This is a genomic window from Desulfobacterales bacterium, from assembly GCA_029211065.1.
Classification (GTDB): Bacteria; Desulfobacterota; Desulfobacteria; order Desulfobacterales; family JARGFK01; genus JARGFK01.
Genome location: JARGFK010000033.1, coordinates 1 through 19,052, shown reverse-complemented (window position 1 = coordinate 19,052; position 19,052 = coordinate 1). Strand labels below are relative to the sequence as shown.

General features: G+C 50.6%; 19 protein-coding genes. 15 read left to right on the top strand and 4 right to left on the bottom strand.

Translation table 11 applies throughout. The features are described from left to right. The first annotated feature begins 47 nt into the window (after positions 1-47). The 6 genes from P1P89_09345 to P1P89_09320 are packed head-to-tail and all read left to right on the top strand — an operon-like array spanning position 48 to position 6,118. Positions 48-1,043 carry a Gfo/Idh/MocA family oxidoreductase gene (locus P1P89_09345; protein MDF1591704.1) on the top strand — a complete coding sequence of 332 codons (996 nt, stop codon included), beginning with the start codon at positions 48-50 and terminating at the stop codon, positions 1,041-1,043. Positions 1,044-1,047: 4 nt separating this feature from the next. Continuing rightward, positions 1,048-2,193: a lipid-A-disaccharide synthase gene (gene lpxB, locus P1P89_09340; GenBank protein ID MDF1591703.1), complete on the top strand. Its 1,146-nt coding sequence runs from the start codon at positions 1,048-1,050 to the stop codon at positions 2,191-2,193. A 2-nt stretch (positions 2,194-2,195) separates the two neighbouring features. Continuing rightward, positions 2,196-2,876 carry a lysophospholipid acyltransferase family protein gene (locus tag P1P89_09335; GenBank protein ID MDF1591702.1) on the top strand — a complete coding sequence of 227 codons (681 nt, stop codon included), beginning with the start codon at positions 2,196-2,198 and terminating at the stop codon, positions 2,874-2,876. A 4-nt stretch (positions 2,877-2,880) separates the two neighbouring features. After that, complete coding sequence (locus tag P1P89_09330) at positions 2,881-4,665, top strand: ABC transporter transmembrane domain-containing protein (protein ID MDF1591701.1); 1,785 nt, start codon at positions 2,881-2,883, stop codon at positions 4,663-4,665. A gap of 8 nt (positions 4,666-4,673) precedes the next feature. Next, positions 4,674-5,399, top strand: a complete 726-nt coding sequence (locus P1P89_09325; GenBank protein MDF1591700.1) for a phosphatase PAP2 family protein — start codon at positions 4,674-4,676, stop codon at positions 5,397-5,399. Beyond that, positions 5,399-6,118, top strand: coding sequence for a glycosyltransferase family 2 protein (locus P1P89_09320; protein ID MDF1591699.1), 720 nt, complete (start codon positions 5,399-5,401; stop codon positions 6,116-6,118). Before P1P89_09325 ends, P1P89_09320 begins: the two co-directional genes overlap by 1 nt. Before the next feature lie 166 nt (positions 6,119-6,284). Here P1P89_09320 and P1P89_09315 read toward each other — a convergent pair whose 3' ends face one another. From P1P89_09315 to P1P89_09300, 4 genes are all read right to left on the bottom strand, one after another. Then, the gene (locus tag P1P89_09315) at positions 6,285-7,535 is read right to left on the bottom strand and encodes an MFS transporter (GenBank protein MDF1591698.1); all 1,251 of its coding nucleotides are present in this window, start codon (positions 7,533-7,535) and stop codon (positions 6,285-6,287) included. An 18-nt stretch (positions 7,536-7,553) separates the two neighbouring features. Next, a complete protein-coding gene (gene yfcD, locus P1P89_09310; GenBank protein ID MDF1591697.1) occupies positions 7,554-8,066 on the bottom strand; it encodes an NUDIX hydrolase YfcD in 513 nt (170 codons plus the stop codon). A gap of 41 nt (positions 8,067-8,107) precedes the next feature. After that, entirely contained in the window at positions 8,108-8,683 is a 576-nt protein-coding gene (locus P1P89_09305; protein MDF1591696.1) for a pyruvate kinase alpha/beta domain-containing protein, read from the bottom strand. Between the two features lie 223 nt (positions 8,684-8,906). After that, positions 8,907-10,481, bottom strand: coding sequence for a glycosyltransferase family 39 protein (locus P1P89_09300; protein ID MDF1591695.1), 1,575 nt, complete (start codon positions 10,479-10,481; stop codon positions 8,907-8,909). A 354-nt stretch (positions 10,482-10,835) separates the two neighbouring features. Between P1P89_09300 and lptF the strand changes: the two genes are divergently transcribed. The 9 genes from lptF to P1P89_09255 are packed head-to-tail and all read left to right on the top strand — an operon-like array spanning position 10,836 to position 19,026. Then, positions 10,836-12,002, top strand: a complete 1,167-nt coding sequence (lptF, locus tag P1P89_09295; protein ID MDF1591694.1) for an LPS export ABC transporter permease LptF — start codon at positions 10,836-10,838, stop codon at positions 12,000-12,002. Positions 12,003-12,020: 18 nt separating this feature from the next. Beyond that, positions 12,021-13,100 (top strand): LPS export ABC transporter permease LptG, encoded by a 1,080-nt coding sequence (gene lptG / locus P1P89_09290; GenBank protein ID MDF1591693.1) that lies wholly within the window; start codon positions 12,021-12,023, stop codon positions 13,098-13,100. An 8-nt stretch (positions 13,101-13,108) separates the two neighbouring features. Continuing rightward, positions 13,109-14,461 (top strand): 3-deoxy-D-manno-octulosonic acid transferase, encoded by a 1,353-nt coding sequence (locus P1P89_09285; protein MDF1591692.1) that lies wholly within the window; start codon positions 13,109-13,111, stop codon positions 14,459-14,461. Next, positions 14,403-15,518: a tetraacyldisaccharide 4'-kinase gene (gene lpxK, locus P1P89_09280; GenBank protein ID MDF1591691.1), complete on the top strand. Its 1,116-nt coding sequence runs from the start codon at positions 14,403-14,405 to the stop codon at positions 15,516-15,518. The genes P1P89_09285 and lpxK overlap by 59 nt, the downstream gene beginning before the upstream one ends. After that, on the top strand, positions 15,515-15,685 hold the full coding sequence (locus P1P89_09275; protein ID MDF1591690.1) for a hypothetical protein: 171 nt from the start codon (positions 15,515-15,517) through the stop codon (positions 15,683-15,685). Before lpxK ends, P1P89_09275 begins: the two co-directional genes overlap by 4 nt. A 58-nt stretch (positions 15,686-15,743) precedes the next feature. Further along, the gene (locus P1P89_09270) at positions 15,744-16,706 is read left to right on the top strand and encodes a glycosyltransferase (protein MDF1591689.1); all 963 of its coding nucleotides are present in this window, start codon (positions 15,744-15,746) and stop codon (positions 16,704-16,706) included. A gap of 4 nt (positions 16,707-16,710) precedes the next feature. Next, positions 16,711-17,853: an O-antigen ligase family protein gene (locus P1P89_09265; GenBank protein MDF1591688.1), complete on the top strand. Its 1,143-nt coding sequence runs from the start codon at positions 16,711-16,713 to the stop codon at positions 17,851-17,853. Next, positions 17,853-18,023, top strand: coding sequence for a hypothetical protein (locus P1P89_09260; protein ID MDF1591687.1), 171 nt, complete (start codon positions 17,853-17,855; stop codon positions 18,021-18,023). Before P1P89_09265 ends, P1P89_09260 begins: the two co-directional genes overlap by 1 nt. Further along, entirely contained in the window at positions 18,016-19,026 is a 1,011-nt protein-coding gene (locus P1P89_09255) for a mitochondrial fission ELM1 family protein (GenBank protein MDF1591686.1), read from the top strand. Before P1P89_09260 ends, P1P89_09255 begins: the two co-directional genes overlap by 8 nt. Positions 19,027-19,052 lie beyond the last annotated feature (26 nt).

Sequence of the window (19,052 nt, the reverse complement as noted above, 5' to 3'; positions counted from 1 at the left end):
GCTGGAAGGCTTGGAGGCTGTGAGGCTGGGAAGATAGGAAACAGAGAATGGCACTTGCCGCAAAGGACAAACAAAAAAATCGAAAACTCCGGGTGGCTGTCATCGGGACAGGATATCTCGGTAAATTTCATGCTGAAAAATATGCGAAAATGGATGATGTCGATCTGGTGGGCGTCGTCGATATCAATAAAGCCCAGGCTGAAGAAGTCGCCCGGAAAGTAAATACAAAGGCGTATGAAAGTCATAAAGAAATTTTAGACAAAGTGGATGCGGTCAGCGTGGTGGTGCCCACACCGGCGCATTTTGCCGTCAGCAGAGATTTTCTGGAAAACGATGTGGACGTTCTCATTGAAAAACCGATGACGCAGACCCTGGCAGAAGCGGACGAGTTGATTCGGTTTTCAGAGAAAAGAGGGCTCATTATTCAGGTGGGGCACCTTGAGCGATTCAACCCGGCGGTGGTTGCCCTAAGAGATAAGGATATCATAAAAAAGCCGTTGTTTATCGAGTCCCATCGATTAAGCATTTATCAGGAACGTGGAACCGATGTCAGCGTCGTATTGGATCTGATGATCCATGATATTGATATCATATTAAACTTTGTCCGCGCCGAAGTTAAGAATATTCATGCCGCCGGAGTTGCCGTTATTACCAGGCATATCGATATTGCCAATGCGCGCCTTGAATTCGAAAACGGCTGTGTGGCCAATGTGACCGCCAGCAGGATTTCGATGAAAAACGAACGCAAAATCCGGCTCTTCCAGCGGGATGCCTATATCTCGGTTGATTTTGCCAAACGCGAGATAACCGTCATCAACCAGGGCGATAAGACCGGGGAAGGACTGATCCCCGGGATGCAGGTCAATCAGCTTAATTTTACCCAGAGAGATGCATTAGAGGATGAATTAAGCGCGTTTGTCGGGGCTGTCAGGCGGCGAGAGGTTCCGGCGGTGACCGGCCAGATGGGAAGAGAAGCGCTGCATATCGCCTTGAATATCATGGACCAGATTCACTCCGCAAACCGCCGGTTTTCAGGTTTGTGACACCATGGAACCATTGCAGGCACCCAAATGTGTCATGATCATCACCGGAGAAGCTTCCGGCGATCTGCACGGGTCCCGGCTGGTAAGGGCCATGCGCAAACGCTCACCGGACCTTTTCTTCTGCGGCATCGGCGGTAAATTCCTCAGGGAAGCCGGGGTCCGGATTCTGGTGGAAGCCGCGTCGCTTTCCGTTGTCGGGCTTACCGAGGCCATATCCAAAATTCCGGTGCTTGCAAAGGGAATGGGGGTTGTTAAAAAACTCTTAAAAAGCCTGCGGCCGGATCTTCTCATTCTCATCGATTTCCCGGATTTTAACCTCCATGCGGCGGCAATCGCCAAAAAGCTCGATATTCCCGTTCTGTATTATATCAGCCCTCAAATCTGGGCCTGGCGGTCCGGCCGGATCAACAAAATCAAAAAGCTCGTGGACCATGTGGCTGTGATACTGCCGTTTGAACGGGATTTATACGCGGCCCATGATATCCCCGTAACATTTGTCGGCCATCCGCTGCTTGATGGCGAGCAATATGCAAATAGCCCGGAAGCTGGTGCGACCGTCCCTGATCATTCGACAATCGGCCTGCTGCCGGGGTCAAGGGAAAGGGAGATTTTGCGGCACCTGCCGATTATGCTTTCGGCTGCGCGGCAATTGATTCGACAGACCCCGAATTTAAAATTTGCGGTTTCACTGGCTCCCACGGTCACACGGGAGCTGGTTGATTCGATCATAAAAACGCACGGCAGCGATATAAAGACGGAAATTATATCTGAAGGGGTGGACCAGGTCTTCAAGCGCTGCGGGTTCGCCATTGTGGTGTCAGGGACCGTTTCCCTGGAGGCGGCCATATCCGGAACCCCCATGGTCATTATTTACAGGGTGTCCCTCCCCAGCTACTGGATGGGAAGGGCGCTGATTCAAGTGCGGTACATGGGGCTGGTGAACCTTATTGCCGACAGAGAAATCGTTCCCGAACTGGTTCAGGGCCAGGCCTTTCCTGAAAATATCGCTGCAAAAGTAACGGCGATGTTAGGGGATGCAGCCGGCCTGGATCAGCTGCGAAAAGAGCTGCGATCTGCCGTCGGCGCCCTGGGCGGCCCGGGGGCATCTGATCGGACGGCCGCCGTTGCAATGGCCCTGCTGGAAAAATAATAATGAAAAAATCATCACCCCCGTGGTTTGAAGAACTGAAATGGAAGCTGATCGGCATATTCGGCAAGCTGCTGGTGGATCTGCTGTTTAAAACAACCCGGATTGAGACCATCGATTTCGAAAAGGTAGCATCCATCATCGGAAGCCGCAGGTTTATCTTTGCCTTCTGGCATTCGCGTATTCTGCTCATCAGTTTTCTTTACCAGGGGTGGAATGCGGCAATCCTCGTCAGTCAATCCCAGGATGGAGAGTTCATCGCCCGAACGCTTCAAAGACAAGGCCATGATACCTTCAGGGGGTCAACTACGCGGGGGGGGCTGCGGGCGCTTTCTCAAATGATAAAAAATTTAAAAGAAAACCGCCGGCCGGCCGGGATCATCCCGGACGGGCCCCAGGGCCCGCGCTTTAAAGTTCAGCCCGGCATCATTATGCTGGCAAAAAAAACCGGCTTGCCGATCGTACCGGTCACTTACAGCGCCAGCCGCATAAAAGTATTCAACAGCTGGGACCGCTTTATACTCCCGATGCCATTTGCCGGATGCCGGATCGTTTATGGCGATCCTGTCCGTGTTCCCGAAAACGCTGACCCGGAGACGGTGTCCGCTTGTCGGTTGCGCCTGGAGGAGGAACTTTGCCGGATTACCACAAGCGCGGATCGTTTTTACGGTCATATGATATCCTGACGATATGAAAACTGTAAAACTGCCTAAAATAAAAGAGCGTCATAAATACCTGCTGGCGCTGATCAAGGAAAATCGCTTCAGGCTTTATCTTTCCATCGTCTCCAGCATACTGGTGGCGGCGACCACCGGGGCAACCGCGCTTTTGATCAAAAACGTCATCGACGACATCTTCATCGCTAAAGACGTCGCCATGCTCTGGAAGCTCCCCTTTGTGGTCATCGGTATATTTTTAATCCGCGGCGTCGGTCTTTACGGCCAGGAATACTTCATGAGTTATGTGGGGCTTAACATCATCAAGCGCCTGCGGGACAGCCTTTACAGCCGCATCCAGGATCTGCCCCTTTCCTTTTTCCATCGGATGAAAACCGGCGTTCTGATGTCGCGAATTACCAATGATGTCGCTTTGATCCGGTCAATGGTATCCGATGCCGTGAAAGCAGCCTTCAGGGATTTCTTTACCATCATCGGGCTGACAATTGTTATATTTTACCGCGACTGGAAGCTGGCACTGATCGCCATTATCATTTTGCCGGTTGCATTCTTTCCGGTTTTTGAATTCGGCCGGCGGGTACGTCGATTCACCACCCGAAGCCAGGAAGCCATGGCGGAACTGTTTGCCTTTTTGCATGAAACCTTTGCGGGTTCAAAAATTGTCAAGGCTTTTGGGATGGAGCCCCATGAAAAAAAACGCTTTTTTATAAAAAATCGGAGGCTGTTTGATTTTGAAATCAAGGCGGTCATCGCCAAGGCGCTTTCGCCGGCGATCATGGAACTGCTGGCCGGCGTCGGGGTTGCTTTTATCATCTGGTATGGCGGTAAAAGCGTATTTGAGGGCTCGTCTACCCTGGGAACATTTTCATCTTTTATCGGGGCGGTTCTGATGCTTTATGATCCGGTTAAAAAAATCAGCCGGGTCAACAATGCCATTCAGGAAGGTCTGGCCGCAGCAGACCGGGTCTTTGACATCATTGAAACCGAATCCGATATCCGGGACCCCGAACGCCCCGTGAAGATAACACCCGGTCCTCACAGCGTTATGTTTAAGGATGTTTTTTTTAAATATGAGGGGAGTGATGACACCCTGATCCTGAAAAATATCGATCTGAATGTTTCCGCCGGCGAGATTCTGGCGCTGGTGGGCATGAGCGGCGGCGGCAAGACATCCCTGGTCAATTTGATTGCGAGATTCTATGACGTCAGCAGCGGGGCTGTTCTTATCGACGGAATTGACATTCGTAACGCCGCTATCGTGTCCCTGCGCAGTCAGATCGCGATGGTTACCCAGGAACCCATTCTGTTTAACGATACGGTCCGCAACAACATCGCCTATGGCAATCCAGATGCATCGGCCGAAGCCATTGAAAATGCGGCCCGGGCGGCCTATGCCTATGATTTTGTCCAAAGCTTTCCGCACCAATTCGATACCACCATCGGCGAACTGGGCAGTCGGCTCTCCGGGGGTGAAAAACAGCGGATCTGCATTGCCCGGGCGCTGCTGAAAGATGCACCGATACTGATACTGGACGAAGCCACTTCATCCCTGGACGCCGAATCTGAAAAACTGGTACAAAAGGCCCTTGAAAATCTGATGAGGGGGCGAACGACCTTTGTGATCGCCCATCGGCTTTCCACCATCGCCTATGCCCACCGGATTATCGTGATTTCCGACGGCCGAATCGTCGAAGAGGGCAGGCACGATGAACTGATGGCCCGCCGGGGTGAGTATTTCAAACTTTATCAGATGCAGTTTGCAAACGAAACACAAGCAGAATCCCACCCGGACGGGTGACTGAAACGATGTGGCCATTGATCGAAAAAATAGATGTCAGTCTTTTTTATTTGATTAACACAGGCGGAAAGAACGCATTTTTCGATGCGTTGATGCCGTTTGTTTCAAATGAAAAGAATTTTTATGTGCCCCTGCTGATCGCCTGGCTGTTATTCATATTAGCGGGATCGCGGGTATCCCAGCGGATCGTTCTAAAGCTGGAAAAAGTCAACTTCCCGCCGCTCTCTATCCCGCTGCGGCAGTTTGCGTTTGTTCAGACGAAGATCAAGCTTCGAATCGTTGCCATCGCCATACTGGCACTGATATCTTTTTCAGAATGGATCAGCTCGGGCGTTTTAAAGCCGCTGTTCGACCGGCCCCGGCCCTATCATTCCCTGTCGCACGTTCATCTGTATGATAGAATGTTTAAGACTTGGAGTGTCACCCCTGAATTAAAAACGATTGTCCGGGGGGAATCCCTGTCACTGCCATCCTCTCATGCGACCAATATTTTTGCAGCAGCCTTTTTCTTAAGCTTTTTTTTCAGAAAATTATGGCCGTTGTTTTACCTGATCGCCTTCCTGGTGGGTTATTCCCGGGTCTATCTGGGGGTTCATTTCCCCTTTGATGTTCTCATCGGCAGTATTGCCGGGACACTTTGCGGGCTCCTGCTTGCCGGGATCAGCCGCCGGGTAATCCAATTTGCCCTGCAGTTGCAACAAAAGGGTCTATTGAAAAAAAAACAGGGCGTTTAATGAAACTATCCATTATCATTCCGGCATATAATGAAGCGGATCGAATTGTGGGCACCTTAACCCAGACGCTTGCCTATCTGGAGCGGCAGGACTACCCGAGTGAAGTCGTCGTGGTCAGTGACGGCAGCAAAGACGAAACCCGCGAGGTTGCCGGCAGCTTCCAGACGAAGGGTAAGGTTGTCTTAAAGGCATTGGAGTATCATCCCAATCGGGGAAAGGGATACGCCGTCCGCTACGGCATGTTAAGGGGTAGCGGCGACATCATCATGTTTATGGACGCCGACTATTCCGTTCCCATCGAAGCGGTGGAAAGGGGCCTGGCCCTGATCCGGGAGGGATTTGACGCGGCGATTGCCTCGCGGGCGCTGAGCGGATCGGTGGTCACCCAGCATCAGAACTTTTTCAGGGAGCTTTCAGCCAAGCTTTATACCGTCATTCAGAATTTTTACCTCGGCATCCGCTACCCGGACACCCAGTGCGGGTTTAAAATATTTACCGCACCGGCCGCACGGAATCTCTTTGCCCAACAAAAACTGGACAGTGTTATATTTGACCCCGAGATTCTCTGGCTGGCCAAACTGAACAACTTTAAGGTTGCTCAATTTCCGGTGGTCTGGCGCCACGCTGAGAATTCGCGGATTCAGTATGACAGCTTGAAAAAATCGCTGTTTGTCTTTCAGGAGCTGTTCAGAATCAAGAAACTTCACCGGCGGGAATGATCAGGACATAACTTTCTATTTTAGAGTGGCTCTCTCTTTATTCCCGCACGAAAAACCTGGTATTCAAGGCCAGGTCAGTTAGTGGCCCTGCCTTGCGAAATGAGAAGGCTCTAAATTCGAAGCACGAAATTCGATTTTCGGATTTATAGTTTTTTTTGTGGATTCTTCAGGAGTTGTTCCTATCCCCCGGCGCTTTGAGATACAGTGAAAATACCATCCCCGCAAATGATATCACCGCCGCCGCTAAAAACGGGATGGTAAAAGACCGGCTGATGTCGGCGATAAAACCTCCAATGGCCGGTCCCAAGGCCTGGCCGATTCCGAAAAACAGGGTGATGAACCCCAGCCCGGCCGGGGCCAGGCGGGGGCCGACAAAATCACCGGCTGCCGCCGCCATGATGGTGGGAATGCTCCAGGCGGTCAGTCCGAACGTGATTGCCGACAGGTAAAATCCGTATTTATTTTTGATCAAGGCAAAGATGAGGTAGGAAATTCCCAGAACGAGATAGGCCAAAGCCGCACCTCGGCTTCGGCCGAGACGGTCGGAGATGCTGCCCCAGATCACGCCGCAAAAAACACTCAACCCGCCCACCAGCGCCCATAACCCGCCGGCCCAGGCGGGTGAAAGCCCCATTTCCTTTACCAGATAAGCGGCAAAGAAAACCATATAGATGATATAAGACAGGCCGTAGAAAAAGTAGACAATCCCCAGGTACCAGACCGAAGGCATGGTATATACGTCCGTCCATTGAAGGGAGGAAACCTTAACGGCTGAGGCCGCCGGGCTTGCAGATTCCTGCGGGATGGCGCCAATTGGCAGAAGACCCTTTTCGTCCGGCCGGCTGCGGATCAGGAGAGACACGACGCCTGCGATCAACAGGACCGTTCCGCCCAGGATATACCAGGAAAAGCGCCAGCCGCTGGGACCGTATGCGGCCAATATGGGCGGCACCAACAGACCGGATATAAGCGTGCCTGCGCCGATTCCGGCCGAAACAATCCCGGTTGCAAACCCCCTCCGGGTGATAACAAACCAGGCCGAACCCAGCGCCATGGCCGGAACATAGGCCGCACCGTTGCCCAGACCGGTTAAAAATCGCATGGTCAGGGCAAACCCGAAAGATTGGGCCAGCCCCGTCAACATCATGGTGATGCCCATCAGGATCAGCGCCAGGGTAATCACGATGCGGGTGCCATAGCGGGCCGCCAGAAATCCGCCGGTGATGGCCATGGTCAGATACCCGACAAAGTTTCCGGTGCCCAGCAGCCCCAGTTGGGTGTAATTAAACTGGAGGCCGTCCTTCATGGCCGGCAGGATGATGGTATAAGACATCCGTCCGAAGCCGTGGGCGGCAATGGTGGTCAGGAGCCCCATGAAGATGACGATCCAGCCGTAATGAATTCTGTTACCGCTCATTTCGACCTCCTATATCTTTTAAGACAGAGTTGTTGGTTGCATCCGCACATATCGCTGCAGGATTAGCAGGGAGTCCGGAGTGATTTTCAGACTATCAGTGTTTGTGAGAATATCGGAGACCGCCATAAATCGGCCGCTTTCAATTTCTTCTTTCTGAAGCGTCATATCGCCGTTGTATTCGCAGCGATAAACCCGGCCCCAGACCCGACAGTGTTCATCGCTGTAAAAACAGTCAAAGAGTTCGGTGAGGGGAACGCCGCGGATGCCGAGTTCTTCAAACAGTTCCCGTTCCGCCGACTGGCGGTAGGTTTCCCCTTTTTTCACCACACCGCCGCCGGCAATGTCATAATACCCCGGGAAAACATCCTTGCTTTGGGTGCGCTTGTGGATAAAAAGACGCTCTCTGCGGTCAAATACCAGGATGTAGGATGCGCGGTGGGGCAGATTCATCCGGCGCATGGCGGATCGCGGTTCAGCCCCGACGACCTGATTGTGTTCATCGACAATTAATACGATTTCGTTATCGCTCATTTCAGGTTGTTATAGCGAAAAAAAATGATACTTCTCCGGATCTATTTTTCTTGCGGCATCGCGATGATTTCTTTAACCTGGAGGCTGAAAAAGTCTTTGGAATGGGCGGGTCTGATGACGCAGGCCACATCCGCGCCGCGGGCTGAACCGCCCAGTGCAATGATGTCGTCCTGCATGGAAATGGCGCCGGAATCGGCCGCCATGACAGCCACTTCAACTGCTACTTTAAATCCTCGCCCGAACAGCTTGCGCAGGGTATCTGCCACAATTTCAATCCGGCTGATGCCGCCGCTGGTCCTGGATATCGCTTTTTCGATGCCGGAAAAACTGTGGGTCTGGGAAACAATGGCTGCACCCAGTGCTTTCAGCTCGGCTTCATGACCGGGATCCACATCCCACTTGCCTTTTTCATGGGAACCGTAATGATGCGTCACGGCTACGGTGCGGATCCCCGTGCCTTTCAGCGCGTCGGCCATGGCAACACCCGTTTTCCCCGAGGTGCTGGCAACAACGACTTCCTTGATGCCAAGTTCCAGGGCGCGTTCCTTGGCTTTCTGGATTACCTGCGGGGTGTTCTGCTCTCCGGGCTGCCGGAAATAAACAATGGATTTCTGCAAGACAATACCTCTCTCTCCGGTTTCTTTGATTGCAGCGCTTCTGTGTTAAGGCTCTTAGGCTGAAGACCGAAGGCAAATATACCGCCCGTGCCAACTGCCTACTGCCTACTACGTAATGCCTACCCGTCACTCGTCCCGCGTTACGATTTACTCGCAACCAACCTTGATCCTCGTTCCCCGCCGATCCCTGACCCCCAGTCCCTGATATCTGTCCCTTCAGGTGTCAGCCGGCCCGGATATCGTTCTGATCCGGCGGCACCCAGCGGAGTCCCCCCTTAAAGCCATAGGCCCGGTAAAGAAAAAAGGATTTGACCGGCGTTACTTGGCTTTGATCAGAATAGAAAACTTTTTGGCGGTAGATTTTCAGTTCGATGGGCGGGTCGACTTTTTCAAACACCTGGTTCAGCCGGGTGATATGACTGTCTGGTTCATAGGTAACCCCCACGGCATTCCAGCCGATCAAGTCTTTGTCCTTCCACCAGTAGTCATACACATTCGGTCTTTTCCATTTGTTGATGGAGACGGTCCGGGGCTGTCCCGGGGTGTAAAAGGCCAGTTCGCTGGCGGTTTGATAGCGCAGGCCGAAGAAAAAGGTTTTTTCCGGCATCGGCATCTGCCGGCGGAGCTCTTCCGCTTTAATTCCCAGCTCCCGCCAGCCGGAGAGTTCCGTGGCGGTGCGATCCAGTTTCAGCGGTATCGGCAGAATCGGCCAGACAACCTGGAGCAGGATCAGGGCGGTAATGCAATAGGCGGTTCCCACCGTCCATGACCATAATTTGTGACCCGATGAAAGTTTCTGGGGGCGAAAAATATCTTTTGTCTTTTCTGTAAAGAATGCTGCGACCATTATGCAGGCGGTCAGGTATCCGGCCCCCGGCCAGTTGCCGTAGACCCGGGTATGAAGACTTAGAAAACCGAAAACCGCAAACATGGGGACTGAAGTGAAAAAAAGAAAGGAATAGATCCGTCGTTCGACCTGGTACTTTTTAAAAAGAACCATCAGCCAGGCCCAGAGAACCATGAGAAAGACCAGGGGGGACAGGAGTCCGGCCTGTGAAGCCATGAAATCCCCGAAATATTTCCAGTGGATCGAAAATTGCTGGTTGGCGCCCCCGATGTAGGCCACATGCCGCACGGAGTTCCAATCGTTTTGGGCGTTCCACAGGATGACCGGCAGGAACAGCAGCGATCCCAGCAAAACCCCGACGTAGGGACGGAGGCCGGCAAGTCTCTTGCGATAGGGCGGGCAAAAAAGGCCGAAAAGGTATGCCCCGGGCAAAAAAATAACCATGGTGTATTTGCTGAGCAGGCCGAAGCCGAACCATAGTCCGCCCATGATCCATTGCGACCATTCATCGCTTTCATAGGCGCCGGCCACATGGTAACAGGCCCCGGCCCATGCCGCCGCCTGCAGTCCGTCCGGCGTGGCCAGCAGCCCGCCGACATTGAACTCAAGGATTGCCTGGCTTAAAACCGCAGTCTTAAATGCCGTTTCGGGTCCGATCCACCTGTTGGCGATCAGAATCAGATAAGCCGAGGCCACGGTCATGGCGATCACCGAAGGCAACCGCACGCCAAGTTCAGTGTGGCCGAATAAGGCTGTTGTCAGTTTGATGGCCCAGGCGATCATGGGGGCCTGGTCGTGGTATCCCCAGGCAAGGTGCCGGCTCCACTGCCAGTAGTTTGCTTCGTCCGGAACCAGCGGAAACAGGCAAGCGTAAAATAGTCGGAAAAGACCGAAACCGATTATCCAGAACCACGCCATCTTAAAGTAGTACTTGTCGTCGGCTATTGTCATGGATCAGGATTAATGTTTGGGGATCTCAAAGTCAAGGGAATTCAGCGGGCGAACACTATATTAAGGCAGCGCCTATTGACTTAATTTATGATGTCAAATAAGATAGTTATTCAATATAGAGCATCATCAGAAGGGTTGTTAAGTACATCTGCACGTAGATTTTGTGGCGTATTTAGCAAAATGGATTTAAACAAACTTCATTAAAGAAATCCCCCTACCCCCTTTAACAAAGGGGGAAAATATTCTCCTCCCTTTCGAAAAGGGAGGCTGGGAGGGATTTTTATTCGCCAGGTTTCTTTAGCGAATTAAAACGTCATTGAATTTATGTTCATATTTAAGGGGTCAAGGGCTCAAGTGAAATTCAATACGATTATTAACCGCTATATCTTTAAGGAGCTAATCCCGCCGTTTGTCATCAATCTGTTTTTTCTGACCTTTATTTTTCTGATGACGAAAATTCTCGATATCACCAATCTGGTGGTAAATTATAAGGTCAGCCTGTGGGCGATCGTGTTGATGCTGATTTATTCCATGCCTTTTTTTCTGGAATTCGTAATCCCCATGTCCGTTATGATGGCGGTATTGCTGACCTTTTTGCGCTTGTCCAGCGATAATGAAATCGTGGCGCTCAAGGCCGGAGGGTGTCATATCTACCGATTGCTTCCGCCGGTTTTTCTTTTTGCCTTCATCGGCTGGGCGCTGACAAGTTTCATGGCGATTTATGCCTTGCCCTGGGGCAAGCTTTCATTAAAAGAGTTGTCCTTCAAGGTGATTTCTTCAAACATTGACATCGGCCTCAAAGAGCGGACTTTCAGCGACAGCTTTGACGGTGTAATGCTTTATGTGAATCAGGTCGACCTTAAGAACAAAGCCCTGGTGGATGTGTTCATTGAGGATCAAAGAACCCCGAACCTGATCAGTACCGTGGTGGCGTCAAAAGGGAGACTGTTCAGCAATCCCCAGGACCTGCAGTACCGACTGCGGTTGTATAACGGAACCATTAATCAGGTCGACATGAAGAGCCGTTCGGCCCACTCCATCAATTTCGACACCTATGACATCACCCTGGATATCAAGCGGATGGCACAGCCGGTCCGGGGGGGCGGCGATAAAGACGAAGAAGAAATGGATCTGGCCGAGCTGCGGCACTATTTGAAAAATACCTCCCTCAAAAACGACCAGTATTATCTGACCCTGATGGAATTCCATAAAAAATTTTCAATTCCGTTTGCGTGTTTTGCACTCGGACTGCTGGCTGTTCCGTTGGGGATACACTCCCGTTCAGCCAGACGGTCTTATGGCGTAGGGTTGGGTCTGGTTTTCTTTTTAAGCTATTATATCCTTCTCTCCGCCGGTTGGGTGTTTGGTGAAGCCGGGGTTTATCCGCCACTGATCGGCATGTGGGTTCCGAATGTCGTGATGGGGGGTATCGGGTTTTTTCTGCTCAGGCAAACCGCCCGGGAGCGGACCTTTCAGATGAATTTTCTGTCCCGGTTGATAAAAAAACGGGAACGATGCTAATACAAAGACTGTCTAAAGATGATGCCGATAATTCATAAGTATATCATTCGCGAGGTTCTTAAATACCTGACCATTGTCCTATTCATGGTCGTCGGCATCTATATTGTCGTGGACTTTTTTGAAAAGATCGATGATTTTCTGGAAGCAGGGCTGCCGTTTTCCAGGGCGCTGATATTTTTTGTCTACAAGGCCCCTTTCATCATCGCCCAGATAACACCGGTCGGACTCCTGCTGGCGGTGCTGGTTGTTTTCGGCCTGATGAATAAAAACAATGAAATCATCGCCCTGAAAAGCGCCGGGGTCAGCATTTACCACCTGTTAAAACCCATGATCGCCATGGGACTGCTGGTGAGTTTATTAATGTTCTTTCTTTCCGAGGTGGTTGTCCCCCTCACTGTCGGGCGGGCCAATCATATCTGGTTAAAAGAGGTCCGCAAAGAAGCCGCTGTTTTATCGCGAGAGAAGAATATCTGGATGAAAGGAAACCGCGCCATCATCCATATCAAACATTATGACCCGCAGATACCGGCCATTTACGGCATTTCACTAAACTATTTCGACGGGGAGTTCAGACTGGTGCGAAGGGTTGATGCCCCCAAAGGGGTCTATCAGCAGGGGCAATGGGTATTGTATGATATTATGGAGCAGAATTCAATTTCGCAACAAGGAAATTACACCGTCGAATTCTATCCGGAGCGTGTTGAAAAACTGGAATTCATACCTGAAGATTTAAAGCGGGTGGCCAATAAATCAGAAGAGATGAGTTTTAAAGAACTTTATGCCTACATCCGCCGGATCGAATCGGAAGGTTACGATGCCACCTCCCAGCGCATCGATCTATATGCCAAGTTTGCGTTTCCGTTTGTATGTCTGCTGTTGAGCATGGTCGGCACCGGGATTGCGATTCGCGGGAAGTTAAAGGAAGGACTGCCGGTCAGTATCGTTTACGGACTGGGGGTTGCCTTCCTGTACTGGGTTTTTTACAGTTTCAGCGTGTCGCTGGGCCGCGGTGAAATGCTGCCGCCCCTGCTGGCTGTCTGGGCAGCCAATTTTGTTTTTCTCTGTCTGGGCGTCCTGATGCTGATGCATGCAGAGTGAGGCTCCTTGTGATTTTCGTTTATAATATCCTGTTGTTTATTGCGACGGTGCTGGGGCTCCCTCTGATCCTGTCTGCTTTACTGGCTTCCAAGAAGATGCGCCGGACGTTTCCCTTTCGGCTGGGGTTTAAACGTCTGCCTGCCGCTATCGATTGCCCGGAAGTTCGCAAAAACATAAAAAGTCCGGTCTGGATTCATGCATTGTCCGTGGGCGAAGTCTTGTCCGCAGTTTCATTGGTAGCGGAATTGAAAAATAAAATAGAAAATTACAGCATCTTTTTTTCGGTTTCCACCCAAACCGGCTATGAAGTGGCAAGTCGGCGTTTAACCGGGATTGTTGATGCGATTTTTTTCTACCCTTACGATCTGGCCTTTTCGGTCAGGCATGTTGTGAAAAAGATCAACCCCGCGCTGGTCGTTATCGTCGAAACCGATATCTGGCCGAATTTTTTACATGAGATGACTCTGCGCAAGGTGCCGGTTCTGCTCATCAACGCCCGGCTTTCAAAAAAATCCTTCAGCGGCTACAAACGATTTGCTTTTTTTTTCAGGTGGATGTTTTCCGGGCTTTTAAAAATCTGTGCGCAGTCTTCCCTGGATGCGGAACGCTTTCGGCGGCTGGGCATCCCTCCCGGCCGGATCATCGTGACCGGAAACGTGAAATTCGACCAGAACGATGACCCGGTTCCAGACGATCAGATACAGCAGTGGCGCCGGCGGTTGAAAATCGCTTCGGGGAAAAAAGTCTGGCTGGCGGGAAGCACTCATGAAGGTGAAGAAGCGGTGGTTAGGGATGTTTTTATCCGGCTGCAGCGCAACCATTTTGATATGACCCTGATGGTGGCGCCCCGCGACCCTCTGCGCGCCGCTGCGGTTGTCCGCCTGTTTCAGCAGGCGGGCATAGCGACCGCGCTTGTTTCACACCTGTCTTCCCATAAGGAGGCGCGACCGTTCGATGTCATTATCGTCGATACCATCGGCGATTTAAGGGCTTTGTATGCCTTGGCCGATATGGCCTTTATCGGCGGCAGCCTGGTGGATTGCGGCGGCCACAATCCGCTGGAACCGGCGGCATTTTCCAGACCGGTCCTTTTCGGGCCGGATATGAGCGATTTTATTGCCATCGCCCGGATGCTCCTTGAATCCGGGGGGGCACTGCAGGTTCGCGATGCCTGGGAACTGTCCACTGCTGTCCACATGCTGATGGAAAACAGTCTGAAAGCAGATGAGATGGGACGAAACGCGTATCGGGTGTTCTGCGAAAACAAAGGCGCGGTGAGAAGAAATTTGGAAATTATCGTAAATGAATTATCTGACAAACAAAGTTCAGTCCGCCATGACGGACGACAGCGGCAGATGTAATCTGTTTGATTTGTTGCTGTATCTGCTTTCACGACTTTATGCGGCAGCCTTGAAGGGCCGGCAGGTCCTTTACCGGCGGCACTTGCTGAAAACAAAAAAGTTGCCCTGCCGGGTTGTTTCAATAGGAAATATTACCGTGGGCGGGACCGGTAAAACGCCCATGACCGTTTATGTGGCCCGGCTGGTGCAACAGCTCGGATATAAAGTAGCGGTTATCAGCCGGGGGTATAAAGGCGGCGCTGAAAAAAACGGGGGGATCGTCAGTGACGGGCAACGTATCTGCATGACACCTGCAATGGCCGGCGATGAGCCCTATTTGCTGGCGGAAAGTCTCAAGGGGATCCCGGTGCTGGTGGGCCGGGATCGGTTCAAATCCGGGATGGCGGCCATTGGGGCGTTCGGCGTTGACGTGGTGGTGCTGGACGATGCCTTTCAGCACATCGGGCTGGAAAGGGATATCGATCTGGTCCTGTTGGACGATCGTCGCCCCTTCGGCAACGATCACCTGCTGCCCAGGGGGACGTTAAGGGAGCCGGGAGAAGCGCTGCTGCGGTGTGATGCCGTTATTCTGACGCGGTCTCCAAAAGAAAAAACAGCAACGGTTGAAAAGATCCGGAAAATGGCGCCCCGCCGGCCTGTTTTCAGGTCCCGTCATATGCCGATGATCGCACGGGTGGTGGGTTCGAAAGAACCCGCCGGCCAGACGGCGTCGCCTGCGTTGGGTCCGGAAGGGATGAAACAGGTGCGGGTTTTCGCGTTTTCCGGGCTGGCGAACAATCGTAATTTTAGAGATTCGCTGACGGAAACGGGGTGTCCATTGGTGGGCTTCAGCGCTTTTCCGGATCATCACCCTTATACCGATCAGGATCTCGCCGCTATCCTGCAAGCGGCCCGGCAGGCGGGTGCTGAGACCCTGGCAACGACCGAGAAAGATTTCAGCAAAATTTCAGGAAGAATCCACTGGCCCCTGAAGCTTGTTGTCATCGGCGTCCAGGCCACATTCGGAGAAGAGGAAACGGCTTTTCGGGATTTTATCCAAGATCGGCTCCATGCATGATGATACCAACGCAACTGAAAAATAGTGATGCAACCCCCCCTCGCGGTTTGAAACCGCTCAAGGTCGTTTCATTTTGGGATGGTCGCCTGGGTCATGAAAAACAGACCCGCGGGGTCCTGGCGGCCCTGGCCAAATTAATGGACATTGGGGAGACTGCCGCAATTTAAATGGGAAATTTCAGTTTGTTGCATAACGAATAGAATTGGAATTGGTGCTTCAGTCAAAATGAAAAAAGAGGTTAAGAAGTTTATTGCCGGCAAGGTTATTTTGGTTGCCAAACCCTGGAAAGGGGGACTTAGCAACTATTTTTTCCGGGCGTTACAAGATTTGTCTGAACATGTAAAATGGTTTTTTACTTACCCTGTGGGACTTAAAGACAAATTGGATTATAGAAAAAATAAAAAAAAATGGGGAATGCGGCTGGCAGAAGAAATCGCTTCAACTGAATACGATATTGCGATCTTTATTAATACGATCAAGGAATTTTCAGCTTTAGATCACTCGGATAAGCACGTCATATGGATTACTGATGACCCACGGCTGGTTTTGGGACAGCTTGAGCCATTTGGGCGCGTTTACCTTGCTGATCCCGGCTATAGAGATGAAGTGGTGCCTCATCTTAAAAAACAAAAGTTCGGGGGAATTCTTCCATTTGCGCACCTTCCGGAAATCCACAAACCTTTCAAAGCGGTCAATACCCAACATGACGTCTGCTTTATCGGCAATCAGGATCCCAAACGTGACATCTATTTGAAGGCCCTCTTATCCAGCAGGATTGATTTTAAGGTGTATGGTAACTATTTCCTCAAAAGCTCACTTTATTGGTTACATCCCAGAAGTTTTTCCCCGCCGGTCTCCAATTACGTAATGGGAAAAATTTACAGCCAATATTCTATCTCGCTTAATATTCATGCCCAAGTCGTGCGGGAGGGGACCAATATGCGTACCTTTGAGTGTGCTGGATATGGGATTACGCAAGTTGTCGAATTCAGATCCGGACTCTCCGAATATTTTGAACCGGACAAAGAGATAATTTTTTTTCGATCACCCAGGGAGATGATCGAAAAAATAGAGGCATTGAGAAAAAATAAAGTCCTATCTCATAACTTGGCTAAGATGGCAAGAAAGCGTGTTTTATCAGACCACACTTATCAACATCGTGCCAAAACCATTATTGAAGGTTTATAACAATATGATCAACAAAATTTTTTCTTTCAAATTGGACCATATAAAACATCCAATAGCTATTCAGGCTTCCCTCATTTTATTGGCGTTGGCCCTGATCGGCTTATATCTGCCCGGAAAACTTTCATCATTTTTGGTAATTCCTGCCCTGTTTGTCACGTGGGGATATCGCTCAGTAATACAAATAGATAGACAGATCAGAATAGCATTTTATCTGCTTCTTGCCTACTTGATCTTCTTTACGTTGTTTTCTCAAAGTGTCAGTCATTCTGCAGATGGGGTATATAATGTTTTGAGAGGGTGTCTCTTTTTTCCGTTTGCACTCGTTTTTGCGGAATTAGCGCGACGCAAAGGACTTTTATTTGTAAATCTTCTGGCTTTTATTGTTATTTTGGGGAATTTTCTTTTTTTACATGATCCGGAAAATCATTTCTTTTTCTCTTATTATAAGAACCCCAACAATGCCGCCGTGCATCTGGTCGGTCTTTGCATCTTGGTTTTGCCACTTGTTCGAAACAAGAAATGGTCATGTCTATCCCTTAACTCGATAATAAGCATTGTAGGGGTAGCAATAGGATTATATCTTTTAATTTTAACAAATTCAAGAGGTGCATGGCTGGGTGTATGCTGCGCTGTAATGATTTGGGGGTCGATCAGACGAGATATTCAGACTTGGATTCGACTAACAGTCTGCGGGGCCATGCTTCTCGGTCTTTTTGCACTCTTATACTACTTAAATTACAAAGGCTTTCAACTCAGCCTTCGTGGAGGCGTTTGGATTGCTTTATTGAAGGCCACAGTTCAGGAACACCTCTTCCTGGGATTTGGCATTGGCTGTGTGAAGCCTCTCGCATTTTTGAAGGGTTTGGTCCTTTTTACAGCCCATAATGTTATATTAGAGGTGTTTGTTTGCAGTGGGATACTAGGACTTATATGGGTATTTACCATTTGTTTTGTATTGAAACGGCATTTGATGCGTTTCATTTATCATAAAAATACTCTCTGGAGCATGGGAATTCTGGGTCTAAGTGCCTTTTTGATTATGGGGCAATTTGATTTGCAATTCTTTGCTTTTAGATTTATGGGCAGCCTTTCTTTTTTTATCGGTTTGATTTACTCTCAACGCCGACAGGTGTTTTTGCAGCAGTGATGCGGCCGTTCGCCAAGCAGGGGTGTCAAACGGCAGGCTTCAGCGGCTTTCCGGATTATCATCCATACCGCGATGGGGATATTGCCAAAATCGGCGCCCAAGTCTTGTTCGGAGAGGAAGTAGGACGTTTCTGGAGTTTATTCGGGATCGGCTGGATTGATTATGAGTAAACCGCGACCTGCAAACATTGATACAAATTACCCCGACGGACTGGAATCGCTGCGGGTGGTTTCTTTCTGGGATGGCCGCCTGGGTCATGAAAAGCAGACCCGGGGCGTGTTGAATGCTTTGTCGAAATTAACGGTCATTGAGGAGGCTCACCGGATGGTTAATCCCCTTTCCTGGGCCGAGCGCATCCGGGCATGGCTGTCATTTATTGCCTTGCTGATTCGGCCGGTTGTTCCAAGGCATGGCGAAAACCGTGCGGACCTGATCATCGGGACCGGTTCCGCCACCCACATTCCCATGCTTCTTTTTAAAAAGAAATGCGCCCGGGCCAGGGTGGTCACCTGCATGACGCCTGATTTTCCTTTCAGAGACCGGATGGACCTGTGTTTTGTTCCGCAACACGACCGGCAAAAGCTGCTGGATAATATATTCAAGACCATCGGTCCTCCCAACAATGTCGCATACACGGACACCCATGATCATCGAAGGGGTCTGATCCTGGTGGGAGGGTTGGATCCCAAGAGCCATCACTGGGATTCCGAAGCATTGATGGATCAGGTTAAGACCCTTGTGAAAAAAAGGCCGGACCTGCGTTGGACCATTTCATCATCGCCGCGTACGCCGCAGGAGACGCTTCACCAATTGGAAGACCTTGCCGCCCGAATCGACGGAGTGGAATTTTTCAACTCGATAAATACACCGCCTGGGTGGATTGAACAGCAGTATCAACAGAACTTAACGGTTTGGGTAACTGCTGACAGTGTTTCCATGGTATATGAAGCCTTAACCGCCGGGTGCCGTGTGGGAATCCTGCCGGTTCGCTGGCGCCAAAAATACAATAAATTTCAACAAAGCCTGGATTTTCTGGCAGCGAATAACTATGTTACCCCTTATGACACCTGGCTGACAGCCGGACATTTTACCGCAACGGGCGTGCGCCTGGATGAGGCCTCCCGATGTGCACAGGAACTGTTGAGGAGATGGTGGCCGAATCGATTACAGTAGTGCAAATGCTCCCTGATTTGGAAGGC